Origin of the sequence: Stenotrophomonas sp. SMYL86 (assembly GCF_036320025.1) — a bacterium.
Lineage (GTDB): Bacteria > Pseudomonadota > Gammaproteobacteria > Xanthomonadales > Xanthomonadaceae > Stenotrophomonas > Stenotrophomonas maltophilia_A.
Genome location: NZ_JAWIRU010000028.1, coordinates 17,226 through 29,377, shown reverse-complemented (window position 1 = coordinate 29,377; position 12,152 = coordinate 17,226). Strand labels below are relative to the sequence as shown.

The following is a 12,152-nucleotide window of genomic DNA, read 5'->3' as shown; positions in this document are numbered from 1 at the left end:
GTTCAGCCGTTCAGCGCGGGGCCGGGCAGGGCGGTCGTGTCGCCGGCGGCGTTGACCGCTTCCAGGGTGAACAGCGCCTGCGGCAGGCGCTTGAACTGATCGGCCAGCTCCATCAGGAAGTCGTTCATGGCCGAGCTGCGGCGCCAGATCATGGCGATGCGGCGGCTGGGGCGGCCTTCGCCGGTGAAGTCGAGCAGGCGGATGTTGTTCGAGCGCGGCACCGGCGGCTGCACCGACAGGCTTGGCAGCAGGGTGATGCCGACGTCGGCGGCGACCATCTGCCGCAGCGTTTCCAGGCTGGTGGCGCGGAACTCGGACTTCTCGTTGGCACCGAACAGGCGGCAGACTTCAAGCGCCTGGTCGCGCAGGCAATGGCCATCTTCCAGCAGCAGCAGCTTCTGCGTGGCCAGTTCCTGCACGTCCAGGTGTTCGCGACGGGCCAACGGGTGGCGCCCGGACACGGCCAGCAGGAACGGTTCCTCGAACAGGAACTCGGCATGCAGCTGGTCGTCGATCACCGGCAGGGCCAGCAGTGCAGCGTCGAGCTTGCCTTCGCGCAGGCGGTCCAGCAGCACATCGCTCTTTTCCTCGACCAGCAGCAGTTCCAGCTCCGGGAAGCGATCGCGGATGCGCGGAATCACATGCGGCAGCAGGTACGGGCCCAGGGTAGGGAAGATCCCCAGGCGCACCGTACCGGCTTCCGGATCGCGACTGCGACGTGCCGCTTCCTTCAGCTGTTCCACTTCGGACACGATCACCCGTGCCCGTGCTGCTGCTTCCTGGCCGGCCGGGGTCAGCATCACCTTGCGCGGTGCACGTTCCACCAGCGGCAGGCCCAGCTCTTCTTCCAGCTTGCGGATCTGCGTGGACAGCGTCGGCTGGCTGACGAAGCAGGAGGCGGCAGCCCGGCCGAAATGCTTGTGGTCGGCCAGGGCTACCAGGTACTTCAGATCACGTAGGTTCATCCTTACACCCCAGGGGTAACGGACCGGCTGACGGCATGGTTACCCGACAGGCAGACAATGTTCCCGGTGATCTGGGAACGGTGGATCAGGCAGCTTCAGCAACGGCACCGCTGCTGCTGCTCACCGACGAGCGGATCAGGTGGTCGAACGCGCTCAGTGCGGCGGTCGAACCGGCGCCCATGGCAATGATGATCTGCTTGTAGGGTACCGTCGTGCAATCGCCAGCAGCGAACACGCCCGGCAGGTTGGTCTGGCCGCGGTCATCGATGACGACCTCGCCACGCGGTGACAGCGCCACGGTGTCCTTCAGCCACTCGGTGTTGGGCAGCAGGCCGATCTGCACGAAGATGCCTTCCAGCTCGACGCGGTGGGCGTCGCCGCCGACACGGTCCTTGTAGACCAGGCCGGTGACACGGCTGCCGTCGCCCAGCACTTCGGTGGTCTGTGCGCTGGTCAGCACGGTGACGTTGGCCAGGCTGCGCAGTTTCTTCTGCAGCACTTCGTCGGCGCGCAGGCTGGAATCGAACTCCAGCAGGGTTACATGCGACACGATGCCGGCCAGATCGATGGCCGCTTCCACGCCGGAGTTGCCGCCGCCGATCACCGCCACGCGCTTGCCCTTGAACAGCGGACCATCGCAGTGCGGGCAGTAGGCCACGCCCTTGTTGCGGTACTGGTCTTCGCCCGGCACGTTCATCTGGCGCCAGCGTGCGCCGGTGGACAGGATCACCGAACGCGACTTCAGCACCGCGCCGTTCTCCAGCTGCACCTGCACCAGGCCGTCTTCACCGGCCGGCACCAGCGCACTGGCGCGCTGCAGGTTCATGATGTCCACCTCGTACTCGCGCACGTGCTGTTCCAGCGCCGTGGCCAGCTTCGGGCCCTCGGTCTCCTTCACCGAGATGAAGTTCTCGATCGCCATGGTGTCCAGCACCTGGCCACCGAAACGTTCGGCGGCGATGCCGGTGCGGATGCCCTTGCGTGCAGCATAGATCGCTGCTGCCGCGCCGGCCGGGCCACCGCCCACCACCAGCACGTCGAAGGCATCCTTGGCGGCGATCTTCTCGGCATCGCGCTTGCTGGCGTTGGTATCCAGCTTGGCGACGATCTGCTCGAGGGTCATGCGACCCTGGTCGAAGACTTCACCGTTGAGGTACACGGTCGGCACCGACATGATCTCGCGCTTCTCGACTTCGTCCTGGAACAGGGCACCGTCGATGGCCACGTGCTGGATGCGTGGGTTGAGTACCGCGGCCAGGTTCAGCGCCTGCACCACGTCCGGGCAGTTCTGGCAGGACAGCGAGAAGTAGGTTTCGAACTTGTATTCACCTTCTAGGTTCTGCACCTGCTCGATCAGCTCGGCGGTGGCCTTGGACGGGTGGCCGCCGACCTGCAGCAGCGCTAGCACCAGCGAGGTGAACTCGTGGCCCATCGGCAGGCCGGCGAAGGTCAGGTGGATATCCTGGCCCGGGGTGCCCAGGTCGAAGGACGGCACACGGCCCTGGCCATCGCGCAGCACCTGCAGCGAGATCTTGTCCGACAGGCTGTCCAGGGTCTGCAGCAGTTCCAGCATTTCCTGCGACTTGGCGCCGTCGTCGGCGTGCGCGGTGATCTGGATCGGGCGGGTCACGCGCTCCAGATAGGTCTTCAGCTGCGACTGCAGGTTGGCGTCCAACATCGGGTCATCTCCTGGCTTCAGGCAAACAGGGGGCGTGGCACCGCTGTAGAAGGTAGCGGACCAGCAGGGGGTAGGGGTGAACCCAAGACAGCGACCGTGGAAGGGGCTGGCTGGCCAAGGCGGGCGAGCGTTGGCTGTCTTGGGTTCACCCCCACGCCGGCGGGGGGACCGGCACGGGGATGAAAGACGCGCCGTGGCGTGGGGCCACGGCAGGCCGGTACTGCTTTAGATCTTGCCGACCAGGTCCAGCGACGGGGTCAGGGTCTTCTCGCCTTCCTTCCACTTGGCCGGGCACACCTGGTTCGGGTTGGCGGCGGTGAACTGGGCAGCCTTCAGCTTGCGCAGGGTTTCGGAGACGTCACGGGCGATCTCGTTGGAGTGGATCTCCAGGGTCTTGATCACGCCTTCCGGGTTGATGATGAAGGTGCCGCGCAGGGCCAGGCCTTCTTCCGGAATGTGCACGCCGAAGGCGTTGGTCAGCTGGTGGGTCGGGTCGCCGACCAGCGGGAACTGGGCCTTGCCGACGGCCGGCGAGGTTTCGTGCCACACCTTGTGCGAGAAGTGGGTGTCGGTGGTGACGATGTAGACCTCGGCGCCGGCCTTCTTGAACTCGGCGTAATGGTCAGCGGCGTCTTCGATCTCGGTCGGGCAGTTGAAGGTGAAGGCGGCCGGCATGAAGATCAGGACCGACCACTGGCCCTTCAGGGTGCTGTCGGAAACCTTGATGAACTCGCCATTCAGGTAAGCATTGGCTTCGAACGGCTGGATCTGGGTGTTGATCAGGGACATCGTTTTTCCTCTGGGTGAAGGGGAGTGGGTGAATCGACAGGACCTAGAGTACCGACTCGCTATCGATAAGAACAATCCATTGATTGCATCTATTTGATAGATGCAGTCTATCAGAATGCACTGAGCAGGCACTGAACCCGGACGCTTTCATCCTGCAACTGCCTGTGTGACAAGGGAAAGCTCCCGGAGGCGCAGAATGCGGCCGATAGCCCCTCCTTATGCCCTCTGGCGAAACCTGAACGGATTCCAGCTTTTGTAGAGCCGAGCCCATGCTCGGCTGCGGGTGGAGCAGCCGAGCATGGGCTCGGCTCTACAATTGCGGCATGTCTTTCCAACCCGAACCCTCCCTGCGCCAGATCGTGGCTGAGGCCAGTGCCCGCCTCGGCGGCGTCGAGGCCCGCCATGAGGCCGAACTACTGCTGCTGCACGTGCTGGACCGCCCGCGCAGCTGGCTGTTCGCGCATGCCACCGATCCGCTGGCCGCCGCCGACCAGGCCACCTTCGAAGCGTTGCTGGCCCGCCGCGTGGCCGGCGAGCCGGTGGCCTACCTGACCGGCCGCCGCGGTTTCTGGACGCTGGACCTGGAGGTCGACCCGGCCACGCTGATCCCGCGTCCGGAAACTGAGCTGCTGGTGGAGCTGGCGCTGGAGCGCCTGCCGTCAGACCAGGCGTTGCAGCTGGCCGACCTGGGTACCGGTAGCGGTGCGATTGCACTTGCACTGGCCAGCGAACGGCCCCAAGCGCAGGTGCTGGCTACCGATGCCAGCCCGGGCGCGCTGGCCGTGGCCGTGCGCAATGCTGCGCGCCATGAACTGCGCAACGTCCGCTTCGCCGAGGGCGGGCACGACTGGTATGCGCCACTGCAGGGTGCACGCTTCGACCTGATTGCCAGCAACCCGCCATACATCGCCAGCGACGACCCGCATCTGGAGCAGGGCGACCTGCGTTTTGAACCGGCTTCCGCGCTGGCCTCCGGCGTGGACGGGCTGGATGACATCCGCCGCATCGTCGACGGTGGCCAGGCCCATCTGCTGCCCGGTGGCTGGCTGCTGATCGAGCACGGTTGGGACCAGGGCGCGGCGATCCGCGCGCTGTTCGACGCGGCGGGTTTTACGGAGGTGCAGACCGTACAGGATCTGGAGCAGCGCGACCGGATCACCCTGGGCCGGCGTCCGGCCTAGAATGGAGGTTCTCCTGCCCCGGCAGGGCATCACCCTGGAGCTGCAAGCATGCGTACGCTGTACCCCGCCATCACCCCCTACGACGTCGGCACCCTGAAGGTCGACGACCGCCACACGCTGTACTTCGAACAGTGCGGCAACCCGGACGGCAAGCCGGTGGTGATGCTGCACGGTGGCCCGGGCGGCGGCTGCAGCGACAAGATGCGCCAGTTCCACGACCCGTCCAAGTACCGCATCATCCTGTTCGACCAGCGCGGTGCCGGCCGTTCCACCCCGCACGCGGACCTGGTGGACAACACCACCTGGGACCTCGTCGCCGATATCGAGAAGCTGCGCGAGCACCTCAAGGTTGATCGCTGGCAGGTGTTCGGCGGCAGCTGGGGTTCGACCCTGGCGCTGGCCTATGCCGAAACCCACCCGCAGCGCGTGACCGAACTGGTCCTGCGCGGCATCTTCATGCTGCGTCGCTGGGAACTGGAATGGTTCTACCAGGAAGGCGCCAACCGCCTGTTCCCGGATGCGTGGGAGCACTACCTCAAGCCGATTCCGTCGGTGGAGCGTCATGACCTGATCTCGGCCTTCCACCGCCGCCTGACCAGCCAAGACGAAACCACCCGCCTTGAAGCGGCCAAAGCCTGGGCGGTGTGGGAAGGCGCGACCAGCTTCCTGCACGTCGACGACGACTTCATCAACAGCCACGAAGACCCGCACTTCGCGCTGGCCTTTGCCCGCATCGAGAACCATTACTTCGTCAACGGCGGCTTCTTCGAGGTGGAAGACCAGCTGCTGCGCGACGCGCACCGCATCGCTGACATTCCCGGCGTGATCGTGCACGGCCGCTATGACGTGGTCTGCCCGCTGGCCAACGCCTGGGACCTGACCAAGGTGTGGCCGAAGGCGAAGCTGGAAATCACGCCGGCCTCGGGTCACTCGGCGTTCGAAGCCGAGAACGTGGACGCACTGGTGCGCGCCACCGACAGTTTTGCTTGAGGCAAAACTATCCACGCATTCCACCTTATCCCCGCGCCTGTCGGCGCGCCCCCTTGAACAACAAGGGGGCTCTGCTCCAGACCGGGTTCGGTGCACTGATCAGTAGAGCCAGGCCACGCCTGGCTGCGGTAGTGCCGGCCGCTGGCCGGCAAACCTGAGACGGTTGGATTCCTGGAGGCGCCGGCCAGCGGCGGGCGCTACCACTCCCCGGCCAGCAGCGCGTCGGCCAGCACCTGCAGCTTCGGCGAGTGCTGGCGCGACGGCGGGTAGATCAACGACAGCGCGCGGCTGCGGCCTTCAAACGGCTGCAGCACGCGCTGCAGGCGGCCATCGGCCAACGCATCGGCCACGGCGAAATCCATCACCTGCACGATGCCGATACCGGCGATGGCCGCTTCCACCAGCGGATCGCCGCTGTCGAACACCATCCGCGTTGGCGGCGTGAACTCGCGCAGTTGCCCGTCCTGCAGGAACTGCCAGTCCACCAGCCGGCCACTGCGCAGGTTGCGCACCGCCAGGCAGGCATGGTCCTGCAGCGCGGCCACATCGTCCGGTGCGCCACAGCGGGCCAGATAGGCGGGGCTGGCCACCGTCACCCAGCGCAGCGGCCGCAATGGCCGCGCGACGATGCGCTGGTCGGCGATGACGCCGGTGCGCAGCGCGGCATCGAAGCCTTCCTCGACCAGATCGACCAGACGGTCGCTGAGCACCGCTTCCACCTGCAGCTGCGGATGCTGCTGCAGCAACGGCGCCAGCATCGGCACCAGCACCTTGCGCCCGAACATCGACGGCGCACTGATCTTCAATGTGCCCGAGGGCGTGCACGGGCGGTCGGCCAGTTGCCGTTCGGCATCGTCCAGGCCGGTCAGCAGTGGTGCCACCTGTTCCACGAACTGGCGGCCATCCGGGGTCAGCGCCACGTTGCGGGTGTTCCGCTGCAGCAGCTTCACCCCCAGCGTGGCTTCCAGCCTTCCGATCGCGCGCGACAGGCCGGACTGGCTCAGGCCCAGCTGGCCGGCGGCCACGGTGAAACTGCGGGCTTCGGCCACCTGCACCAGCATGCGCACCGCATTGAGGTCCATCGAGGCTCCATTCATGCCGAAAATCATGACAGATATGGTCGTGGAGGGGTTTATTGATTGGCTCGCATCAATGAGACTGCGCTCCCCCACCGCGCCAGACCGCCGATGCCTCCCCTCAAATACCCGCGCTGGGCGCTGACCCTGTTGGCCACCGCCCAGCTGATCATCGCCCTGGATGCCACCATCATCTTCGTTGCCCTGCATGACATGGGTTGCGCGCTGCAGATCAACGCGCAGCAGCTGCAATGGGTGGTCAGTGCCTACACCGTGGCCTTCGGCGGCAGCCTGCTGCTCGGCGGGCGCGCCGCCGACCTGATCGGCCGCCGCCGCTTCTACCGGCTGGGCATGCTGCTGTTCGCGCTGGCCTCGCTGCTCGGCGCGCTGGCGCCGAACGCCACGCTGTTGATCATCGCGCGCGCCGCACAAGGCGTCGGGGCGGCGCTGCTGTTCCCGGCCACGCTGGCGCTGATCAACACGCTGTACGCCGAAGGCCCGGTACGCAATCGTGCGCTGGCGATCTGGAGCATGGCCAGCGCGGTGGGCCTGGCGCTGGGCACGCTGCTCGGCGGCGTGCTGACCCAGGCGTTCGGCTGGCCGGCGGTGCTGGCGGTGATCGTGCCGCTGGCCACGGCGTGCGCGGTCGCGGCCGGTACATGGCTGCCGGCCGATGGTCCACGCGTGCAGGGCCGTTCCTTCGATCTGGCCGGTTGCCTCACCGTCACCGCCGGCGGCAGCCTGCTGGTCACCACCCTGGTGCAAGGGCCGGAGTGGGGCTGGACGGCGCCGGCTACGCTCATCTGCCTGCTGCTTTCAGCCGTACTGTTGACGGTGTTCGTACAGATCGAAAAGCGCAGCCGTGACCCGCTGATGCAGTTTTCGCTGTTGCGCCTGCCCGGCCTCCGCGCCGCGCTGGGTCTGACCTTCGCTTTCATGAGCAGCTATGGCGTGCAGTACTACTTCCTGGCGCTCTACTTCCAGGATGGCTATGGCTGGAGCCCGCTGCAGGCCGGTATGGCCTTCCTGCTGCCGACATTGGTGTGCACCTTCGGCATCCGGATTGCCGAACGCATGCTGCGGCGCCGTTCGCCACGGCAGGTGCTGGCCTGGGGCTTCGCCGCAGGTGCCGTCGGCATCGCCGCGGTTGCGTTGGCGATGCCGCATGGCGCCAGCTACTGGCCGCTGTTGCCGGGCATTGTGGTGCTCAGCGTCGGCCAGGGCATGAGCTGGACGGCGATGTGGATCGTGGCCGGGCAGGGCGTGCCGGGTCCGCAGCAAGGCGTCGCGTCCGGCATGGCGGCCACCGCCCAGCAGATCGGCGGCGCCTTGGGATTGGCGGTACTGGTGATGGTCGCCAACGCCGCGCGCGGCACGCAGGCGGCAACCAGCCCTGATGCGTTGCAGGGCATGGTCAATGCACAGTACGGCGCCGCGCTGTTCGCCGCGCTCGGCGTGGTGATCGCGCTGGGCCTGCGCCCGGCGCCGGTAGACTCGGCAGCGACTGCCTGCCTGAGCACCGACGCATGATCGAACTGCTGGACCTGCAACAGACCCTGCATGCCTTCGCTGCCTGCAACGATGACGACGAGGTGTGGAACGCCTTCGGCAGGGTGATGGCCAGCAACGAGGACCTGCTGGCTGCGCGGTTGTGGTTGCCGTCATCCAGTGATGAAGCGCTGGATGACGACGGCGAGCGGTCGGCCGCTTCGGCAGCGATGGGGCTGTTCCCGTATCTGGAGCCGGCCACGTTTGCCGACGTGCTGGATGTGCAGAAGCGGCAACGCCCGCTGTCGTCGCTGCAGGACTACGCGCAGGCACTGGCGTACTACGCCGAGTACGACGCGTTCCAGCAGGTCGAGGGTATCGACGAGGCTCTGGGCGAAGCGGGTGCTGAGGAACAAGTGGAGGCGCGCGAGGCAGGGGTGGGCGCAGGCATCTTCGCTTCCTTCGATCTGACGCTGAAGGCGTGCTCGGAGGGGCAGATCAAAGCCGCAGCGCAGCGCGTGGCGCGCCTGCTGGAGATTCCGGTGGGCGAGGCGCTGGCGCGCTGCCGTGCGTTGCCGCTGGTGCTGGGTGAGGCGCTGGATCGTCGCCGCGCGCAGGCGATCAAGGATGATCTCGAAGCGATCGGTGCGACCGTGCAGGTGCACGGGTTCAAGCCGTTCCCGTGGATGGATGCGCCCGTATTGCGGTAGTGGCGGGGGGGGGGGGGCGCCCCCCGGGGGGGGGGGGGGTGGCGGGGGGGGCCGCGGCGGCCCGCCCCCCCTCGGGTGTTTCGCAGCTGGCCCGGGCCCCCCCCGCGCCCGGCACTACCAAGCCTGGGTAAATCACCCGGCGGCCAGCAACTGCGGTTGCAGCGCGCTGAAGATCCGCGCCAGCCGCTCCGCCCATGCCTGCTGCCCGGCGGCATCGGCGATCAGGTCCTGGCGGATCTCCAGTTCCACGTGCACCAGCCCACGGCCTTCGCCATGCACCGGCACCGCGTAGTCGCTGGTACTGCTGACCGAATACGGTTCGTTGTCACCCACCACCAGGTCGCCTTCATCGCGCAGTGCCTGCAGCAGTGCATGCGCAAAGCGCGTGTCCTGGTGGTAAAGCACGCCGGCATGCCACGGCCGCTGCGTGCCGTTCATCACTGGGGTGAAGCTGTGCATCATCACCAGCAGGGTGGGGCGACCGGCATCGCGGCGTGCGTCCAGTTCGGCGTCGATGCGTGCGTGGTACGGCGCATGGATCGCATCGATGCGCTGTTGCCGCTGCGCCGCCGACAGACCGGCATTGCCCGGGACCACGGTGTGGTCGCTCACCTCCGGAATCAGCGTCGGCGAGGCCAGTGGGCGGTTGCAGTCGATCAGCAGCCGCGAATAGGTCTGTTCGATCGCCCAGGCATCCAGCCGTTCGGCCAGTGCGCGGGTGGTGCCGGCAATGCCGATGTCCCAGCCGATGTGGCGATCCAGTTCGGCCTGTGGCAAGCCCAGGCCGGCGAGGGTACCCGGCACCTGTTGGCCGGCATGGTCGGCCAGCAGCAGGTACGGCGAAGCGCCCTGAGGCCGGTGAATCGCGTAGATTGCCGGATCATCGGCGCCGAGCAGCGCCGACAGCGCATGCAGGTCGGCGTCAGCCACGCGGGCGCCCGTCCAGGTGGTGCTCGATCATCCACAGGCCGGCCCACAGCTTGGCATCCAGCTCGTAGCCTTCGCCCATCTTCTGCACCAGCCACGCTGCCGCCTGCGCGCGCGGAATCTCGTGCACGGTGATGTCTTCGCTGTCATCGCCGCCACCTTCGCCGATCCGGCGCAGGCCGGTGGCACGGACGAAGGCGATCTTCTCGCTGCTGGCGCCGGAGGACGTCGGGCCGATCATCAGCACTTCGGCGTGATCGGCGGTCCAGCCGGTTTCTTCTTCCAGTTCGCGCACGGCCGAGACTTCAATCGATTCGCCGGCGTGGATGTCGCCGACCAGGCCGGCGGGCATCTCGATGGTGGGTGCCTGCAGCGGCACGCGGAACTGCTCGACGAACAGCACCTTGTCCTCAGGGGTGACGGCGATGATGATCGCGGCCAGGCCACCGGCGTGGGTACGTTCGCTGTATTCCCAGGTGCCGCGCACCAGCATGCGCTGGTACTTGCCTTCATAGACGACACGCGGGGCTTCGGTGTTGCGCTGGCTCATGCGGGCTCGCTGGAATTGGAAAAGGATGGAGTGGGAACGGGGTCGGCCACACCGGCGGCATCGAACAGCCGGCGGCGGGTCATCGGGCCGAAGCGCAGGGTCTGGCACAGGCCACCGAGCAGCTCCGGGTCGGCCGCCTGGCGCAGCAGACCGGGTTGGCTGCCTTCCAGCGGCGCGTCCAGCGCGATGGTGGTCAGCTGGCGCCAGAGCTGGGCGTGCTCGCGCTGTTCGCGCAGGCGCACCGCCATCTGTGCCGCGCCGCGCAGGCGCAGGAACGGCACTTCGTCCAGGCGTTCGTACAGCGCATCCATGCTGCCGAAGTGGGCCAGCAGCACGGCGGCGGACTTGCTGCCGACACCACTGACACCGGGAATGTTGTCCACCGCATCGCCGCACAGTGCCAGGTAATCGGCGATCTGGTGCGCGTGCACGCCGTGCCGCGCCTTCACTCCGGCTACGTCCCAACGCTGGTTGCGTGCGTAGTCCCACTGCTCGTCGTGATCCAGCAGCAGCTGCGACAGGTCCTTGTCGGCGGAGATGATCACCCCGCGGTGGCTGCCACGGTGCACGTGCAGGGCGCTGCCGATCAGGTCATCGGCTTCGTATTCGTGGTGGGCAAGCACCGCAAGGCCCAACGCCGCGCACAGCGCCTTGCAGTGTACGAACTGGCGCTTGAGCGCTTCCGGCGCCGGGTCCCGATTGGCCTTGTAGGCCGGATACAGCCGGTGGCGGAAGCCGCTGTCGAGTGCTTCGTCGAAGGCGATGGCGATGTGCCGCGGGCGCTCGCGTTCGAGCAGATCGAGCAGGAAGCGGGCGAAGCCGTGCACGGCGTTGGTCGGCCAGCCCTGCGCGTCCTGGAACTGGTCCGGCAGCGAGTGCCAGGCGCGGAACACGTAGATGCTGGCGTCGACCAGATACAGCGATGGCGGTGGTGCCGGCAGGCTCATGCCGGTGGCGTCCAGTCGCGCAGCAGGGCCGCCGGATCGGGGCGCTCGCGCTCAGGTACATCGGCCCTGGGTGTACCGATGTGGATGAAGCCGGCGATGCGTTCGCCTTCGACCAGGCCCAGGTGGGCCTGTACCGCCGGATCGAAGGCCATCCAGGCGGTCAGCCACTGCGCGCCGAAGCCCAGCGCCTGCGCGGCCTGCAGCAGGGCGAAGCAGACGCAGCCGGCGGTCATCAGCTGTTCCTGCTCGGGCACCTTCGGGTCTGGCCGCGGGCTGGCCACCACCACGATCACCAGCGGCGCATGGCTGAAACGCTGGCGGTCCTTCTCGAATACTGCCTCGCCCGCATGCGGGTCGCGCTGGCGGCTGCGCTCGGCCAGGAAGTCGCCCAGAGTGTGACGTGCATCGCCGGCGATCTTCAGGAAGCGGAACGGTACGCGCTTGCCGTGGTCGGGCACGCGCACGGCCGAGGCCAGCATGCGCTGCAGGGTGGCTGGATCCGGTCCGGGCTCGCCCAGTTGCCGCGAGGGCACCGAGCGGCGGGCATCCAGGGCAAGCAGGGCAGCGGGGTCGGGCATGGAGTCTGAACCGGTCATCACGGGTGTTTGATTATAGTCGGGGTGGTCAATGACGCCGTCTGTGTCGCGTCCCGCCCCTGAATATCAAACTGTGATGAACATCATGCCACTGGCGGGAAAGGGACGACCGCTTCCTCTCGCCTCGTGGGCCTCGCACGGCTTACGATATCTATCTTGCCGGGCCGCCGGTCATGAGGTTTGAAGTGAGGACTGTTTCACTGTCCGTGACGGGCTGGCCGGCCTACCATCGACGTACCGGCACATGGGGTGTGC

Annotated in this window: 12 protein-coding genes; 4 read left to right on the top strand and 8 right to left on the bottom strand. The window is 67.2% G+C overall.

The features are described from left to right. Positions 1–2: 2 nt before the first annotated feature. The 3 genes from V3B64_RS20775 to ahpC all read right to left on the bottom strand — a co-directional run bounded on the left by V3B64_RS20775 (position 3) and on the right by ahpC (position 3,432). Positions 3–965, bottom strand: coding sequence for a LysR substrate-binding domain-containing protein (locus V3B64_RS20775; RefSeq protein WP_032129919.1), 963 nt, complete (start codon positions 963–965; stop codon positions 3–5). Positions 966–1,050: 85 nt separating this feature from the next. Then, complete coding sequence (gene ahpF / locus V3B64_RS20770) at positions 1,051–2,643, bottom strand: alkyl hydroperoxide reductase subunit F (protein ID WP_100437922.1); 1,593 nt, start codon at positions 2,641–2,643, stop codon at positions 1,051–1,053. Positions 2,644–2,868: 225 nt separating this feature from the next. Continuing rightward, the gene (gene ahpC / locus V3B64_RS20765) at positions 2,869–3,432 is read right to left on the bottom strand and encodes an alkyl hydroperoxide reductase subunit C (RefSeq protein WP_004144811.1); all 564 of its coding nucleotides are present in this window, start codon (positions 3,430–3,432) and stop codon (positions 2,869–2,871) included. A 323-nt stretch (positions 3,433–3,755) separates the two neighbouring features. Here ahpC and prmC point away from each other — a divergent pair, with 323 nt between their 5' ends. Next, on the top strand, positions 3,756–4,613 hold the full coding sequence (gene prmC / locus V3B64_RS20760; RefSeq protein WP_329914867.1) for a peptide chain release factor N(5)-glutamine methyltransferase: 858 nt from the start codon (positions 3,756–3,758) through the stop codon (positions 4,611–4,613). A gap of 48 nt (positions 4,614–4,661) precedes the next feature. After that, positions 4,662–5,603, top strand: coding sequence for a prolyl aminopeptidase (pip, locus tag V3B64_RS20755; RefSeq protein WP_180838380.1), 942 nt, complete (start codon positions 4,662–4,664; stop codon positions 5,601–5,603). 197 nt (positions 5,604–5,800) lie between these two features. Here pip and V3B64_RS20750 read toward each other — a convergent pair whose 3' ends face one another. Continuing rightward, positions 5,801–6,685, bottom strand: a complete 885-nt coding sequence (locus tag V3B64_RS20750) for a LysR family transcriptional regulator (protein ID WP_329914880.1) — start codon at positions 6,683–6,685, stop codon at positions 5,801–5,803. Between the two features lie 105 nt (positions 6,686–6,790). Here V3B64_RS20750 and V3B64_RS20745 point away from each other — a divergent pair, with 105 nt between their 5' ends. Continuing rightward, on the top strand, positions 6,791–8,209 hold the full coding sequence (locus tag V3B64_RS20745) for an MFS transporter (RefSeq protein WP_329914865.1): 1,419 nt from the start codon (positions 6,791–6,793) through the stop codon (positions 8,207–8,209). Continuing rightward, a complete protein-coding gene (locus tag V3B64_RS20740) occupies positions 8,206–8,877 on the top strand; it encodes a hypothetical protein (RefSeq protein WP_329914864.1) in 672 nt (223 codons plus the stop codon). The genes V3B64_RS20745 and V3B64_RS20740 overlap by 4 nt, the downstream gene beginning before the upstream one ends. Positions 8,878–9,009: 132 nt before the next feature. On the opposite strand, the gene V3B64_RS20735 is transcribed toward V3B64_RS20740, so the two are convergent. The 4 genes from V3B64_RS20735 to V3B64_RS20720 are packed head-to-tail and all read right to left on the bottom strand — an operon-like array spanning position 9,010 to position 11,879. Further along, positions 9,010–9,807, bottom strand: a complete 798-nt coding sequence (locus tag V3B64_RS20735; protein WP_329914863.1) for an N-formylglutamate amidohydrolase — start codon at positions 9,805–9,807, stop codon at positions 9,010–9,012. Next, the gene (locus V3B64_RS20730; protein ID WP_024957736.1) at positions 9,800–10,354 is read right to left on the bottom strand and encodes an NUDIX hydrolase; all 555 of its coding nucleotides are present in this window, start codon (positions 10,352–10,354) and stop codon (positions 9,800–9,802) included. The genes V3B64_RS20735 and V3B64_RS20730 overlap by 8 nt, the downstream gene beginning before the upstream one ends. Further along, entirely contained in the window at positions 10,351–11,301 is a 951-nt protein-coding gene (locus V3B64_RS20725; protein ID WP_107432197.1) for a 5'-3' exonuclease H3TH domain-containing protein, read from the bottom strand. Before V3B64_RS20725 ends, V3B64_RS20730 begins: the two co-directional genes overlap by 4 nt. Beyond that, positions 11,298–11,879, bottom strand: coding sequence for a nitroreductase (locus V3B64_RS20720; RefSeq protein WP_032130098.1), 582 nt, complete (start codon positions 11,877–11,879; stop codon positions 11,298–11,300). The genes V3B64_RS20725 and V3B64_RS20720 overlap by 4 nt, the downstream gene beginning before the upstream one ends. Positions 11,880–12,152 lie beyond the last annotated feature (273 nt).

Excerpts from the sequence above, each read along its gene's own strand:
- V3B64_RS20775 (WP_032129919.1), bottom strand. The coding sequence starts at position 965 with ATGAACCTACGTGATCTGAAGTACCTGGTAGCCCTGGCCGACCACAAG.
- ahpF (WP_100437922.1), bottom strand. The coding sequence starts at position 2,643 with ATGTTGGACGCCAACCTGCAGTCGCAGCTGAAGACCTATCTGGAGCGC.
- ahpC (WP_004144811.1), bottom strand. The coding sequence starts at position 3,432 with ATGTCCCTGATCAACACCCAGATCCAGCCGTTCGAAGCCAATGCTTAC.
- prmC (WP_329914867.1), top strand. The coding sequence starts at position 3,756 with ATGTCTTTCCAACCCGAACCCTCCCTGCGCCAGATCGTGGCTGAGGCC.
- pip (WP_180838380.1), top strand. The coding sequence starts at position 4,662 with ATGCGTACGCTGTACCCCGCCATCACCCCCTACGACGTCGGCACCCTG.
- V3B64_RS20750 (WP_329914880.1), bottom strand. The coding sequence starts at position 6,685 with ATGGACCTCAATGCGGTGCGCATGCTGGTGCAGGTGGCCGAAGCCCGC.
- V3B64_RS20745 (WP_329914865.1), top strand. The coding sequence starts at position 6,791 with ATGCCTCCCCTCAAATACCCGCGCTGGGCGCTGACCCTGTTGGCCACC.
- V3B64_RS20740 (WP_329914864.1), top strand. The coding sequence starts at position 8,206 with ATGATCGAACTGCTGGACCTGCAACAGACCCTGCATGCCTTCGCTGCC.
- V3B64_RS20730 (WP_024957736.1), bottom strand. The coding sequence starts at position 10,354 with ATGAGCCAGCGCAACACCGAAGCCCCGCGTGTCGTCTATGAAGGCAAG.
- V3B64_RS20725 (WP_107432197.1), bottom strand. The coding sequence starts at position 11,301 with ATGAGCCTGCCGGCACCACCGCCATCGCTGTATCTGGTCGACGCCAGC.
- V3B64_RS20720 (WP_032130098.1), bottom strand. The coding sequence starts at position 11,879 with ATGCCCGACCCCGCTGCCCTGCTTGCCCTGGATGCCCGCCGCTCGGTG.